Origin of the sequence: Actinokineospora spheciospongiae, assembly GCF_000564855.1 — a bacterium.
Taxonomy (GTDB): domain Bacteria; phylum Actinomycetota; class Actinomycetes; order Mycobacteriales; family Pseudonocardiaceae; genus Actinokineospora; species Actinokineospora spheciospongiae.
Genome location: NZ_AYXG01000258.1, coordinates 1 through 13,849 on the forward strand (window position 1 = coordinate 1; position 13,849 = coordinate 13,849).

The 13,849-nt window shown below is 73.7% G+C and carries 12 protein-coding genes; 5 read left to right on the top strand and 7 right to left on the bottom strand.

Annotated elements, in window-relative coordinates:
* Positions 1-1,038: lipase family protein (locus UO65_RS32460; protein ID WP_035290689.1), on the top strand; the 1,038-nt coding region annotated here is incomplete at its 5' end.
* A 132-nt stretch (positions 1,039-1,170) separates the two neighbouring features.
* Positions 1,171-2,436 carry a tetratricopeptide repeat protein gene (locus tag UO65_RS32465; protein WP_161784551.1) on the top strand — a complete coding sequence of 422 codons (1,266 nt, stop codon included), beginning with the start codon at positions 1,171-1,173 and terminating at the stop codon, positions 2,434-2,436.
* A gap of 57 nt (positions 2,437-2,493) precedes the next feature.
* Here UO65_RS32465 and UO65_RS32470 read toward each other — a convergent pair whose 3' ends face one another.
* The 7 genes from UO65_RS32470 to UO65_RS32500 form a co-directional block, all read right to left on the bottom strand.
* Positions 2,494-3,093 (bottom strand): phosphoribosylanthranilate isomerase, encoded by a 600-nt coding sequence (locus tag UO65_RS32470; protein WP_035290692.1) that lies wholly within the window; start codon positions 3,091-3,093, stop codon positions 2,494-2,496.
* 41 nt (positions 3,094-3,134) lie between these two features.
* Entirely contained in the window at positions 3,135-4,352 is a 1,218-nt protein-coding gene (locus UO65_RS32475; RefSeq protein ID WP_052022107.1) for a cytochrome P450 family protein, read from the bottom strand.
* A 201-nt stretch (positions 4,353-4,553) separates the two neighbouring features.
* On the bottom strand, positions 4,554-6,635 hold the full coding sequence (locus UO65_RS32480) for a xanthine dehydrogenase family protein molybdopterin-binding subunit (RefSeq protein ID WP_035290695.1): 2,082 nt from the start codon (positions 6,633-6,635) through the stop codon (positions 4,554-4,556).
* Positions 6,632-7,636 carry an FAD binding domain-containing protein gene (locus UO65_RS32485; RefSeq protein ID WP_035290696.1) on the bottom strand — a complete coding sequence of 335 codons (1,005 nt, stop codon included), beginning with the start codon at positions 7,634-7,636 and terminating at the stop codon, positions 6,632-6,634. The genes UO65_RS32480 and UO65_RS32485 overlap by 4 nt, the downstream gene beginning before the upstream one ends.
* Positions 7,633-8,133 carry a (2Fe-2S)-binding protein gene (locus UO65_RS32490; protein WP_035290698.1) on the bottom strand — a complete coding sequence of 167 codons (501 nt, stop codon included), beginning with the start codon at positions 8,131-8,133 and terminating at the stop codon, positions 7,633-7,635. Before UO65_RS32490 ends, UO65_RS32485 begins: the two co-directional genes overlap by 4 nt.
* A 50-nt stretch (positions 8,134-8,183) precedes the next feature.
* A complete protein-coding gene (locus UO65_RS32495; protein WP_035290700.1) occupies positions 8,184-8,906 on the bottom strand; it encodes a DUF2306 domain-containing protein in 723 nt (240 codons plus the stop codon).
* A gap of 209 nt (positions 8,907-9,115) precedes the next feature.
* Positions 9,116-9,868 carry a PP2C family protein-serine/threonine phosphatase gene (locus tag UO65_RS32500; RefSeq protein ID WP_052022108.1) on the bottom strand — a complete coding sequence of 251 codons (753 nt, stop codon included), beginning with the start codon at positions 9,866-9,868 and terminating at the stop codon, positions 9,116-9,118.
* Positions 9,869-10,224: 356 nt separating this feature from the next.
* Here UO65_RS32500 and UO65_RS32505 point away from each other — a divergent pair, with 356 nt between their 5' ends.
* From UO65_RS32505 to UO65_RS32515, 3 genes are read left to right on the top strand one after another with little or no spacing between them, the layout of a single operon-like run.
* The gene (locus tag UO65_RS32505; protein WP_052022109.1) at positions 10,225-11,598 is read left to right on the top strand and encodes a cytochrome P450; all 1,374 of its coding nucleotides are present in this window, start codon (positions 10,225-10,227) and stop codon (positions 11,596-11,598) included.
* On the top strand, positions 11,595-12,575 hold the full coding sequence (locus UO65_RS37120) for a terpene synthase family protein (protein WP_052022110.1): 981 nt from the start codon (positions 11,595-11,597) through the stop codon (positions 12,573-12,575). Before UO65_RS32505 ends, UO65_RS37120 begins: the two co-directional genes overlap by 4 nt.
* Positions 12,572-13,567, top strand: coding sequence for a polyprenyl synthetase family protein (locus UO65_RS32515; protein WP_052022111.1), 996 nt, complete (start codon positions 12,572-12,574; stop codon positions 13,565-13,567). The genes UO65_RS37120 and UO65_RS32515 overlap by 4 nt, the downstream gene beginning before the upstream one ends.
* Positions 13,568-13,849 lie beyond the last annotated feature (282 nt).

The window sequence follows — 13,849 nt, forward strand, 5'->3', positions numbered from 1 at the left end:
ATCCGCTGGCGCCCCACCGTCGCCCCGCTGAACGCGCTGAACGCCAACGCCTGGCAGGTCATGTACCTGTCGACGAACGCCCTGGGCGAACGGAATGCGGTCACCGGCACGATCCTCACGCCGAAGTTCGCCGACACCACCAAGGCGCCGATCGTGGGCTACTCGGTGGGCACGCAGGGTCCGGCGTTCAAGTGCACACCGTCCAAGGCCATCGAACGCGGCACCCTGTATGACCAGCCCGCCATCAACGACTCCATCAGCGCCGGCTACGCCGTGGCGATCACCGACTACGAGGGCTACCGCCCGGGCGCGGCGAACAAGCCGACCTACATCGTGGGCCAGTCCATGGGCCCGGCGGTCATCGACTCGGTGCGCGCCGCGCAGCGCCTGCCGCAGACCGGCCTCAAGCCCACGGCCAAGGTCATCTTCCAGGGCTACTCCCAAGGCGGCGGCGGTGCGCTGTGGGCGGCGGAGAAGCAACCCTCTTACGCCCCTGACCTGAACCTGGTGGGTGTGGCCGCAGGCGGTGTCCCCGCCGACCTGACCGAGGTCGCCAAGGGCCTCGACGGGTACCTGGGCTTCGGGTTCCTCGCCTTCGCCGCGGTCGGCCTGGACAACGCCTACCCGGAGTTGCAGCTCGACTCCTACCTCAACGACACCGGCCGCAAGGACCTCGCCGACGCCAAGCAGAACGCCTGCGTGGTGGAGTTGCTGGCCAACTACCCGTTCAAGACCATCGCCGGCTACACCACCACCAACCCCCTGACCGACCCGAAGTGGCAAGCACGGTTGGCGCAGAACAAGTTGGGGCAGAACCCGCCGCGAGTGCCGGTGTTGCAGTACCACGCCTCCACCGACGAGATCGTCAACACCCCCCAGGGCGACGCGCTGCACAAGTCCTACTGCGCCGCCGGGGTCACCGAGCAGTGGAACACCTACATCTCCGATCACCTGACCGGCATCTTCGCGGGCAACGCCGACGCCGGAAAGTGGATCAAGGACCGATTCGCGGGCAAGACAGCACCCAGCAACTGCTGACCGCTCCCCCGGTTCGACGGGCGCCCCACGGAGATCGTTTCCCGTGGGGCGCCCGCTTGTGCCGCGGGCCGGGGTCACCCCTTGTCCCGGGGCGGGAGTGCCGCCGATACTGGGGTGGTCGGGGGTGCCGCCATGACGTGGATGTCGCGGAAGCGGAGCGCCGCGGGTGCGCCGTGCGCGCTGACCGACGTGCCCGCCCGGATCGCGGCGGAGATCGACGAGGCCGTGCGGCGGTGCGCCCGGAACCCCGGCGGAGCGGCGCTCGCGGAGCTGGGCGCGGTCCGCGCGCGGTGGTGGCGGTTCACCGGCGCGGCCGAGGCCTACGCGCGGGCGGTCCCCGTGCTGCGCGGAGCCGACCGGGGCCGAGCGGCGGTGGGCTGGGGTTCGGCGTTGACCGGGGCGTGCCGGCCGGAGGAGGGCCTGACCGCGCACCACCTGGCCAGGGGGTGGCTGCGCTCGTCCGGCGAACCGACCACCGAGGCGGAAATCGGTGCCGCGGAAGCACTCCTGCGCCTGCACCGCCCACTCGAGGCCATCGGTTCGCTGACCCCGCTGACCCGGTCCGCGACCGCGCTGACCACCCTGGGCACCGCCCTGGCCACCACCCACCGGCTCGACGAGGCGGAATCAGCACACCGCCGCGCCCTGGACCTGACCGACGACGCGTTCGCGCACAACGGTTTCGGCACCACCCTCAGGTCACACCACCGCCACTCGGCGGCGGCCGGTGAACACACGACAGCCCTGCGCCTCGCCCAACGCCACGGCGACCACCACGCAGCCGCAACGGCCTTCGCGGGCCTGGCCGCGGTGTCCGCCGACACCGGCGACCTCACCACGGCCCTCACCCACCACCACCGCGCCCTCCACCACTTCCACACCCTCGGCGACCACCGCGCCGAAGCCCTGGCCCGCCACCACCTCGGCCACACCCTCCTGGCCCACCACCGCCCCACCGACGCCGCGACCGCCCACCGCACCGCCCTGGCAACCCTGCGCACCCTCGGCGACCAGGACGGCGCCGGAACCGCCGCACTGGCCCTGGCCGAAGCCCTGGCGACCGACGGCGCCCTCCCCGAAGCCCTGGACCTCGCCGCCGCCGCGACCCACCACCACGCCGAATCCGGCAACCGCCCCGCCGAAGCACACGCCAACACCCGCCTGGCGCACCTTCTGGAGACCGCGGGCCACCTCACCGAAGCCGCGGCGGTCCACCGCACGGCCATCGAACTGCACCGGGAACTGGGCGACCCCACCGCCGAGACCACCGCGTGGCGCTCGCTGGCCCGAGTCCTCGCCCGCGCGGGTGACCACGCGGAGGCCGCCCTCGCCCGCCGCACCGCACTGCACATCACCCACGAGTGCGCAGACCCGTCCCGCCAACGCGAATCCACCTGAGTTCGCCCGGGGAACGGTCGGTACTCGGTGGAGCCGGTGCCGCGAACCCGGGCGGGTTCAGGTGGTGCGGGCAGCGGCGAGGAAGGCGCGAATCCGGCCGTGGTCCTTCACCCCACGACTCGACTCCACACCGCTGGAGACGTCCAGGCCCCAGGGGGCGACCTCGGTGACCGCGGCCCGCACGTTGTCCGGGGTCAGCCCGCCCGCCAGCAGCCAGTGGCCGGTGGGGGGACGGCCGGTCAGCGCGGTCAGGTCCCAGCGCTCGCCGGAGCCCGCCACCGGGGAGTCGAGGAGCAGCATGTCCTCGCCGTACGCGCCCGTGGTGACCTCGGTCGCCGGGGTCAGCGCGGTGGCGCGGACCAGGCGGAAGCCCTGCCCCAGCAAGTCGTCGAAAGCCGACCGCGGGTAGTCGCCGTGGAGCTGGACAGCGCCGACCCCAGAGGCGCGGGCCAGCGCCGCGACCTCACCGGTGGGCATGTCCTTGAACACCCCCACCGTGAGGACCGACGGCGGAGTGGCCGCCACCAGGCGGCGGGCGGTGGGTTCGTCGACCCGGCGGGGGCTGGCGGCGAAGACGAAGCCGACCGCGTCCGCGCCCGCCTCCGCCGCGGTCGCCACATCGGCCTCGGTGCGGAGGCCGCACACCTTGGTGAACACGCTTCGAGCGTAGCCGCAGCGGCGGACCCGGGTTGCGGGGATCAGCCCACCCGGGGGCCGAGGACGACCGGGAGGGCGCGGTACCCGTTCATGATCGCGCTCTGCTGGCGGACCAGGTCGCCCCCGGGGACGGCGAGCCGGGCGTGCGGGTGGTGGCGGGCGAGGTGGGTGAGGGCGGCCAGCGCCTCCATCCGGCCGAGCGGGGCGCCGAGGCAGTAGTGCGGGCCGTGGCCGAAGCCGAGGTGGGCGGCGGCGTCGCGGCGGTCGGGGTCGAACTGGTCGGCGTCGGTGAACCGGGACCCGTCGCGGCTGCTGTCGTGCAGCCAGACCATGACGATCTCGCCCGCGGGGATGGTGATGCCCCCGTACTCGACCGGTTCGGCGGTGAAGCGGTGGGTCGACATGCGCACCGGGGAGTCGAAGCGCAGGACCTCCTCCAGCGCGCGGGGAGCCAGGCCCGGGTCCGCGCCGAGGGCGCGCCAGCGGTCCGGGTCCTCGAGCAGCCAGCGGATCGCGTTGCCGATGAGGTTGGTGGAGGTCTCGTGGCCCGCCACGAACAGCAGGAAGACCGTGGCCATCAGCTCATCGGGGGTGAGGCGGTCGGCGTTGGCCGGGTCGAGGAGGGCGGAGAGCAGGTCGGGGCCCGGTTCCGCGCGGCGGGCGGCGAACAGGTCGGTGAAGTAGCCGTGCAGCTCGCGCGAGGCGGGGACGTTGCGGGCGTTGTCGTCGTCCATCAGCGCCTCGGTGAGGCCGCGCAGCCGGTCCTGGTCGGCGTCCGGGACGCCGAGCAGGTCGCAGATGACCCGGATCGGCAGCGGGTAGGCCAGCGCGTCGACGAGGTCGACCGGTTCGTCGACCGGCAGCGGGTCCAGCAGCCCGGCGACGATCCCGGCGACCCTGGGCCGCAGGGCGTCGACCCTGGCGCGGGTGAACTCGGTGCTGACCAGGCCGCGCAGCCGGGTGTGCTCGACGCCGTCCTGGAACAGCATGTGCGGGCTGTACATGCCGCTGAGCTCGGTGTCGGCGCCGATCGCGGCGAGGTGCCCGGTCATGATCCGGGTCAGGCCGGTGACGTCCTTGCTCAGCCGGGGGTCGGCGAGCGCGGCGCGGGCCCGGTCGTAGCCCGCGACCACCCAGACCCGCACGCCGCTGACCAGCTCCATCCGGTACACCCCGGCGTCCGGTCGAGCCGGGTCGGCCGGGGTCAGCGAGCGGCACCACCCGGTGTCGTCCAACGATCGGGTGACGGTCGTCTGCACGGCTCTCCTCCTGCACGCGGGCGAAGATCGTTCTCCGCATCCCCGTGTGTTTTCGGCAGGAAAAGCGCACCTGATGAGCAAAACGTCCGAAATTCACTCACTCGGCTGACAACAACCGGCCCCGTCCGATCGGACCGCGCCCGCGAACCGGCCCCGCCCTGTTCACGCCGCGGTGGACGGCACAGGGCGGGGCCGGGCGGTTCAGCGGAGGAACTTGTCCAGGGTGATCGGGAGTTCGCGCACCCGGACGCCGGTGGCGTGGTGGGCGGCGTTCGCGATCGCGGCGGCGGTGCCGGTGATGCCGATCTCGCCGATCCCCTTGCTGCCCATCGGGTTGAGCCGCTCGTCGGGGATGCCGAGCCAGTCCGCGCGGATCTCGTGGACGTCGGCGTTCGCCGCGATGTGGTACTCGCCGAGGTCGGGGTTGGCGGTGTGGCCGAGGGCGGTGTCCATGACGCTGTCCTCGTGCAGCGCCATCGACAGGCCCATGGTCATGCCGCCGACCAACTGGGAGCGGGCGGTGCGCGGGTTGATGACCCGGCCCGCGTCGAACATGCCGTAGAGCCGGGGGACGCGGATCTCCCCGGTGTCCTCGTGCACCCGGACCTCGGCGAACTGCGCGCCGTAGCCGTGGAGGGCGAAGTCCTTGGCGGCGGTGTTCTCCGGGGCGTCGGCGAAGACCTCGTCGTCGGGTTCGGGGGTCCGGCCGAACTTGTCGCGGAAGGCGCGGGCGGCCTCGACGATCGCGGTGCCCCAGGAGGCGGTGCCGGAGGAGCCGCCCGCGACGGTGGCGCGCGGCAGCCGGGTGTCGCCGATGGCCAGGTCGATCGAGTCCTGGGGGACGCCCAGGGCGTCGGCGGCGATCTGGGCGAGGGCGGTCCAGGCGCCGGTGCCCAGGTCGGAGGCGCCGATCTCCACCCGGTAGCGGTCGTCGGCGGTGTAGCGGACCACGGCGGAGTTGGCGGGCATCCGGTAGGCCGGGTAGGTGGAGGCGGCGACGCCGTAGCCGACGAGCCAGCCGTTCACCCGGCGCGAGCGCGGGCGCGGGTCCCGGTCGTACCAGCCGAAGCGGTCCGCGCCCTCGTGCAGGCAGTCGACCAGGTGGCGGCTGGAGAACGGCTTGCCGGTGGCCGGGTCGCGCTCCGGTTCGTTGCGCACCCGCAGCGCGATCGGGTCGATGCCCACCCGCGCCGCCAGTTCGTCGATCGCGGTCTCCAGCGCGAACATGCCCGGGGCCTCACCGGGTGCGCGCATCCACGTCGGCACCGGGATGTCCAGCAGGGCCAGCCGGTGGCTGGTGCGGCGGTTCGGGGCGGCGTACATCATCCGCGCCGCCACCGCCGTCTGCTCCGCGTACTCCTTGATCCGCGCGGACTCCTGCACCACGTCCACGCCGACGCCGGTCAGGGTCCCGTCGGGCGCGGCGGCCAACCGGACCCGCTGGGTCATCCGCGGGCGGTAGCCGACCAGGCGGAACATCTGCCTGCGGGTCAGCGCGAACTTCACCGACCGGCCGGGCAGCATCCTGGCGGCCATCACGGTGACGACGGCGCCCGCGTGCGGTGAGCCCTTCGAGCCGAACCCGCCGCCGACGTACGGGCAGGTGACGCGGACCCGCTCGGGGTCGAGGCCGAAGACCCCCGCCAGCACCCGGCGGGCGCCGAAGACGGACTGGCTGGCCTCGAACACGTGCAGGTCCCCGCCGGTCCAGGTGGCGACGGTGGTGTGCGGCTCCAGGGGGTTGTTGTGGGTGCGGGCGGTCGTGTACTCCTCGTCGACGGTGAACGCCGCCGCGGCCACGGCGGCGTCGAGGTCGCCGTCGTCGGTGTCGGTGGGGTACCCGGCGTTGACCTTCTCCGGCGCGTGCAACCCGGCCGGGTCCGACCCGGCGGTGACGGCGAACGGCTCGGTGTCGTAGGTGACCACGACGGCCCCGGCCGCGGCGGCGGCGACCTCGGTGGTGGTGGCGACCACGGCGGCGACGACCTGGCCGCGGAAGTGGACCTCCGGCGATTGCAGGACGCGCAGCTCGCCGTCCTCGGTCGACAGCTCGGGGGCGTTCTCGTGCGTCAGCACCAGTTCCACGCCGTCCATGGCCAGCGCGGCGCTCGCGTCGACGCCCGCGACCCGCCCGCGGACCACGGTGGCGTCCACCGTGCACAGGTACAGCGGGTCGGTGAGCGGCTGGTCGTAGGCGTACGGCGCGGCGCCGAGGACCTTGAGCGGTCCGTCGGCCCTGGCGACGTCGCGGCCGATGGCGTTCGGGGTGAGCTGGTCGGTCACGCGTCGTCCTCCGGTTCGGCGGCTCCGTCGGTCAGCTCGCGCAGCACCGAGACCAGGGTGTTGCGGGCCAGCGGGACCTTGAACCCGTTGCCGGACAGCGTGCGCGCGTCCAGCAGTTCGGCGTCCGCGGCGGCGCGCAGGGCGACCTCGGTGGGCGCGGAGCCGCGCAGCGCGTCCTCGGCGTGCGCCGCGCGCCACGGGCGGTGCGCCAGGCCGCCGAACACCAGCCGCAGGTCCTCCACGACGCCGTCGTGCATCCGCACCGCGGCGGCCACCGAGACCAGGGCGAAGGCGAACGACGCGCGGTCGCGCACCTTGCGGTAGCGGGCCCGGCCGCCGAACGGGGCGGGCAGTTCGACCGCGGTGATCAGCTCGCCGTGCGCGAGCACGGTGTCGCGGGTCGGGTCGTCGCCGGGCAGCCGGTACAGCCCGCCGATCGGCACCCGGCGCTCGCCGTCGGGGCCGAGGACGACGGCGGTGGCGTCGAGGGCGACCATCGCGGCGGCCAGGTCGGACGGGTGGGTGGCCACACAGTCCGGGGAGGCGCCCAGGATCGCGTGGTGGCGGTTGTGGCCCGCGACGGCCGGGCAACCCGAGCCGGGCTCGCGCTTGTTGCACGGCGCGGTGGCGTCGCGGAAGTAGCCGCAGCGGGTGCGCTGGAGCAGGTTCCCCGCGGTGGTGGCCGCGTTGCGCAGTTGGCCGGACGCGCCGGACAGCAGCGCCTCCGACAGCAGCGGGTAGTGCGCGCGGACGACCGGGTGCGCGGCGAGGTCGCTGTTGCGGGTGCCCGCGCCGATCCGCAGCCCGCCGTCGGGCAGGTGCTCGACCAGGTCGGCGGCGAGGTCGGAGACGTCGACCAGCAGCGAGGGGCAGGCAACGCCCAGCTTGAGGTGGTCGACCAGGTTCGTGCCGCCCGCGAGGAAGGCGGCGTCCGGGTCGGCGGCGACGGTGGCCACGGCGGACCGGGCGTCGGTCGCGCGGCGGTAGGCGAACGGCTTCACGCGCCCACCTCGCGGATGGCGGCCACGATGCCGGGGTAGGCGCCGCAGCGGCACAGGTTGCCGCTCATCCGCTCGCGGACCTCGGCGTCGGTCAGCTCGGGGGCGGCGTCGCCCTCGGTGACCGCGCTGGGCCAGCCCGCCTTGACCTCGGCGAGCACCCCGACCGCGGAGCAGACCTGCCCCGGGGTGCAGAAACCGCACTGGAGGGCGTCGTTGGCGACGAACGCGCGCTGCACCGGGTGCGGCCCGTCCGCGTCGGCCAGGCCCGCGGCCGTGGTGACCTCGGCGCCGTCGCGGGCCACCGCCAGCGAGAGGCAGCTCACCACCCGCCTGCCGTCCACCAGGACCGTGCACGACCCGCACTGCCCGTGGTCGCAGCCCTTCTTGGGGGCCGTGACCCCGAGCCGGTCGCGCAGCGCGTCCAGCAGGGTGGTGCGGGTGTCGACGGTGACCTTCCGGTCCTCGCCGTCCACCCGCAGGGTGATGTCCGCTTCCATGGGTGCCCTTCCGATTCCCACCGGGGACACGATCATGGACCGGCCCGGGTTCAGGCGCGACCCGTTTGCCGCGTGTTCGATTGTGCCCTGCGCGAACCCCGCCGCAGCCACCACTCCACCGCCGCCAGCGGCACCACCCAGCCCAGCCAGGCGCTCAGCAGCGCCACGGTCTGCACCATGGCCGCCTCACTGCCGCCGAACAGGGTGTCCACGCGCGGACCGAGCAGGACACCCACCACCGCGCCGACCAGCCGGTTGAAGATGATCGACATGGTGAGGGTCACACTGCGCAGCATCCACACCCGGTGCTCGGCGTGGCGGCGCTGCCGGATGCGGCGGAAGCCGACGGCGGTGAAGGCCAACCACAGCAGGGCCAGCACGACGTTGCTGACGCGGGTCACGGGCCCGAACGGCGACACCGCGCCGACCACCAGCCCGGTGAGCCCGGCGGGCAGCACCCCGCCGAACACGTAGGCCCGGCCCAGGTGGCGGTGCGCGGTGCGGAAGCGGCGGCGGAACCACGGCCAGATCTGGAGGAACCCGGTCACCATGGCGACGGTGCTGAACAGGATGTGCGCGACCAGCAGCGGGTAGTGCAATGCGAAGCCCTCGACCGGCGGCACCCGCGACAGCGCCGGGTCGAGGGTGGCGTACCGCGGCAGCGACATGGCGAGGAACACCAGGACCAACGCCGCCAGCGGGGCCGTCCACGGGCGCCGCCACCACGGCACCGGCGCGCGTGAGGTCTTCGGACGTGCTTCGGTGACCGCCATGGTTCCCCTCGTGATTGCCTGTGGGGGAGAAGTTAGGGCGATCCGACCGGCGCGGACATGGAGCGCACCACCGGGTGCGGGGTGGGGGTGGCCCTACCCCCCGCGGCCGGGCGGCGGCTCCGCGTTGCTCCGCTTCCCGGCGCGCAAGCGCTTCACCCTCCCGGGAACGTGGCTCTCCGGGAGGGTGAAGACCTCGGGTGGCTCGGCGGTCAGGCGGCCATGGGGACTGTGGCGACCGGGACGGTGGCGACCGGCAGCGCGGCGGTGCTGAGGTCGGGGGCGCGGTCGGGCAGGGTGGTGGTGGGGCGCCCGGCGCAGTGCACGACCAGCGCGGTGGCGTTGTCCGAGGTGCCCGCGGCGGTGGCCGCCTCGACCAGCGCCGCGGCGGCGTCGGTCGAGTACCGCAGGACCCGGGCCATCACCGCGTCGCCCAGGGCCTTGTGGACACCGTCGCTGGTCAGCAGCAGGGAGGCGGGTTCGCCGACGCGGGCGGTGCCGACGCGGTGCGGCTCGACCGTGCGGACGCTGGTGGTCACCAGGTGTTCCATCCGGGGCGTGACCGGGGTGCCGTGGTCGCGGAAGTACTGGGCGAGGGTGTGGTCGGTGGTGAGCGCGCGCAGGCCACCGGCGGTCCAGGCGTAGGCGCGGGCGTCGCCGACCCAGGCGATGTCGTAGCCGTCCGCGTCCGGCACCGCGACGACCAGCACGCAGTCGCCGGAACCCGCCTCGCGCACCTCGGCCTGGGCGGCGAGGACGGCCTCGACCGCGCCCAGGCCCGAGCGGACCGCCGCGGCGGCGGCCACCCGGGCGGCGCGGGCCGCGCCCGGGTCGTCCCCCACGCCGTCGGCGAGGGCGTAGCGGACCCGGCCGGTGCGGGGGTCGGGGAAGGAGGCCACGGCGTCCGCGTTCACGGTGCGCTCGCCCCGGCTGCCTGCCGTCCGGGCGATCGTGCTGCTGAGCATCGCGGGCCTCCTCTTCGGGTGGTGTGATCTCCAGGGTGCTCCCGCACCCTGTGGTTCTCCTGTGGTTTCGGTGCGGCCATCCTGTGAAGTGGGCGGGGGCAGATGATGAGCTGGGCTCAGCGAATTCCGGGTTTCGTCCACCGGTGAGCGAAACACGCGAACCCTTGTCCGCCGGGACGCACGTTTGCCCGAGGGTGTGCGTTCCGACCGCGACTGTCACTTCGAAACCGTTGCGGCAGAGGGCATTCGGAGGATTACCAAGGCCGGGGGCAGCCGGTACCGTCGCTCGCGTCGGGGACCGGCTCGGCGCTTTCCGCGCCAGGCAACGGTTCCGCGAGCGGGAGGAGAGCGGCGCGATGACGGTGAGTGCGGTGGCGGGCGCGCGGCAGGTGCCCAGCCTGGGGTTCGGCGAGCAGGTCCGCGGGGTGCTGGCGCTGCGCGCGGGCAGGCAGGTCGACTTCCTGTCCGAGGTGATCGCCAAGCACGGGGACATCGCCTGGATTCGGATGCTGGGCATGCGGATGGCGCTGGTGAACCACCCCGCGCACTTCGAGCACGTGCTGGTGCGCAACCACGAGAACTACGACAAGGACGCCTTCCTGTTCCGCACGGTCGACCCGATCCTGCGCGGCGGGCTGATCGGCGTGGTCGGCGGGGAACCGTGGCGGCGGCAGCGGCGGCTCATGCAGCCGTCGTTCCACCGGCCGCAGATCGCCGGGTTCGTCCGGAACATGACCGAGGAGTCGGCGGTCATGCTCGACCGCTGGGACGGTCAGTACGGTCCCCGCGACATCGTCAACGTCAGCACCGAACTGGGTCAACTGTCCATGCGCATCGTGTTCCGGTCGCTGTTCGGGGCCAGGGTCGGCGACCGGGGGGACATCATCGAGGGGATGTTCCTGGAGGCCAACACCATCGCCGGGGACTACTTCCGGTTCCCGGTGCCGCCGCTGAGCTGGCCCACCCGCAAGCACAACCGGCTGCGGCAGATCATCCGGCAGATGGACGGCTACGTCGACGAGGTGATCGCCGAGCGGGACGCGACCGGGGAGGAGCACCACGACCTGCTCGCCGCGCTGATGGCGGCCACCTACGACGAGACCGACGAGCACATGTCCCGCACCCAGCTCCATCGGGAGGTGCTCAACCTGATCATCGGCGGCTACGAGACGACGTCGAACTCCGTGTCCTGGTTGTCCTACCTGGTCGGCAAGCACCCGGACGTGCAGGAGAGGCTGCACGAGGAGGTCGACCGGGTGCTCGGCGGGCGCGCCCCCGAGTTCGACGACCTCGCCGAGCTGGGCTACACCAGGATGGTCGTCGACGAGATGCTGCGGCTCTACAGCCCGTCGTGGCAGACGATGCGGCGGGCCATCGGCGACGACGAGATCGGCGGGTTCACCATCCCCGCCGGGTCGGACATCTACCTCAACGTCTACACGCTGCACCGGCACCCGGAGTTCTGGGCGGACCCAGAGGCGTTCGACCCGGAGCGGTTCCGACCGGAGGCGGTCGCCGCCCGGCCCAAGTCGGCGTACCTGCCGTTCGGGGCGGGGCCGCGCAACTGCATCGGCAAGCACTTCGCCCGCACGGAGCTGACCGTCATCCTGGCGATGATGGTGCAGCGCTACCGGATCGAGGTGCCACCGGAGCTGCCCGACGTGGAGATCTCACCGCTGATCACGTTGCAGCCCAAGGGCGGCGTGCACGTCCGGGTGACCCGCCGATGAACACCGACAGCCTGTGGGCGGCCTTCGCGCCGATCCCCCCGGAGTGCAACCCGCACGTCGCCGCCGCGCGGGACCACCTGGACCGGTGGGTCACCGAGCAGGGCGTCGTGCTGCGGCCGCTGGCGCGCGAGCGGTTCACCGCCGCCGACTTCGGGTGGTTCGCCGCGGTGACCCACCCGAGCGCGGACGAGACCGGGCTGTGCCTGATCGCGGACTGGTTCGCCTGGCTGTTCCTGCTCGACGACCAGCTCGACGACGGCCTGCTCGGCCGCGACCCCGGCCGCACGGGCGAGCTGCTGGCGATGATGTTCGACGTGCTGCGCGGAACCCCGCCGCCACCGGACGCGCCCGCCCTGGTCGGCGCGCTGGCCGACCTGTGGCGGCGCACCGCGGAGCCCGCGGGCGCGGCGTGGCGGCAGCGGTTCGTCGACCACGTCATCGCGGGCGGGATGGCGGCCGGGTGGGAGGCCGACAACCGGGCGCGCGGGGTCGTGCCGGACGAACAGACCTATGTGGAGCGGCGGCGGCACACCGGGGCGATCTACGTGTGCCTGGACCTGGTGGAGGTCGTCGGGGTCGGCGAGGTCCCCGGGGCGGCCTACGCCGACGAGCGCTTCGAGCGGGCCCTGCGCGCGGCGTGCGACGTGGTGTGCTGGACGAACGACCTGTACTCCCACGACAAGGAGGCCTCGCTCGGCGAGTGCCACAACCTGGTGGCCGTCGTGCGGCACGGCCACGGCCTGGACGTGGCCGGGGCGCTGGACCTGGTCACCGAGCGGGTCGTGGAGCGGGTGGCGGACTACCTGCGGTTCGAGCGGGCCGCCGTGGAGGTGGGCGGCCCGGAGGTGGCCGGGTGCCTGGCGGGGATGCGGTCGTGGATGCGCGGCAACCTCGACTGGTCGGCGCGCACCCGGCGCTACCGGGACGCCGCCGTCGGCTCCTACGTGGAGTCGGAACTGGTGGGGAGGCGACCGTGACCACCGCTGTCGGATTGCCGTCCGCGGTGCTGTCGGCGCACACCCTCCTCGTCCCCGCGCTGCACCGGTGGACGGCGCGGTTGGGCGGGCACCTGAGCACCACCTGCGGCTACCAACTGGGCCTGTGCACCGCGGACGGCGCACCCACCGGGACCGTCGGCGGCAAACTGATCAGACCGGTGTTCACCCTGCTCTGCGCCGCGGCGACCGGCGCCGACCCGGCCGGGGTGGTCCCCGCCGCGGTGGCGGTGGAACTGCTGCACAACGCCTCCCTGGTCCACGACGACATCATGGACGGCGACCGCGAGCGCAGGCACCGCCCGACGCTGTGGGCCCGCTTCGGGGTGCCCGCGGCGATCCTGGCCGGGGACGCGCTCATCGCGCTGGCCTTCGAGGCGCTGGCCACCTCGGCCCCGGTCGCCGACGTGGCGCACCTGGCCACGACGCTGCGGCTGCTGGCCCGCGGCCAGGAGGACGACCTGCGGTTCGAGCGGCTGGCCAGGGTGGGGGTGGCGGAGAGCACCGACATGATCGTCGGCAAGACGGGTGTACTGCTCGGCGCCGCCTGCCGCCTCGGCGTCACCCGACCGGACTGGCAACCCCGCTTCGAGGCCTTCGGCACCCACCTGGGCGTCGCCTTCCAACTGGCCGACGACCTCCTGGGCATCTGGGGCGACCCCGCGGTGACCGGCAAACCCGCGGGCGCGGACCTGCGCGCGCACAAGCAGAGCGCCCCGGTCGTGGCCGCACTCGCCGCCGACGTCCCCGCCGCCCGCGAACTGGCCCGGCTCTACGCGACCCCGCTGTCGGAGGCGGACGTGGCACGGGCGAGCGCACTGGTCGAGGAAGCGGGCGGCCGAGCAGCCACCGAGGCCGAGGCGGCGCGCAGGCTCGACCTGGCCTGGTCGCACCTGGAGGACCTGGACCTCGACCCCACCGCCCACACCCACCTGCGCACCCTGGCCACCTCGGTGGTCGACCGCGACCACTGACCGCACCACCGGCACTCCGCCGCTGCGGCACGCGGTTCAGGCGAGCGCGTCGCCCTCAAGGGCTTGCCGGGCCCCGTCCGCAAAGCCGGCACCCCACACAACCGCCGGCCCGGCGAGCAACTGCCCGGGTGGGTGGATGTGCCGCGTGGCCTGCCGACCACCCCGCAACCGCCAGCCACCGCGAACCCCATCGGCGCAGCGGCCCAATCAGCCACCCCGAAAACCGCCGGCCCGGCGAGTCAACTGCCCGGGTGGGTGGATGTGTTTGGCCGGGGGTGGCGA

Coding starts and splice junctions, on each gene's coding strand:
- UO65_RS32465 (WP_161784551.1), top strand. CDS start 1,171: ATGACGTGGATGTCGCGGAAGCGGAGCGCCGCGGGTGCGCCGTGCGCG.
- UO65_RS32490 (WP_035290698.1), bottom strand. CDS start 8,133: ATGGAAGCGGACATCACCCTGCGGGTGGACGGCGAGGACCGGAAGGTC.
- UO65_RS32495 (WP_035290700.1), bottom strand. CDS start 8,906: ATGGCGGTCACCGAAGCACGTCCGAAGACCTCACGCGCGCCGGTGCCG.
- UO65_RS32500 (WP_052022108.1), bottom strand. CDS start 9,868: ATGCTCAGCAGCACGATCGCCCGGACGGCAGGCAGCCGGGGCGAGCGC.
- UO65_RS32505 (WP_052022109.1), top strand. CDS start 10,225: ATGACGGTGAGTGCGGTGGCGGGCGCGCGGCAGGTGCCCAGCCTGGGG.
- UO65_RS37120 (WP_052022110.1), top strand. CDS start 11,595: ATGAACACCGACAGCCTGTGGGCGGCCTTCGCGCCGATCCCCCCGGAG.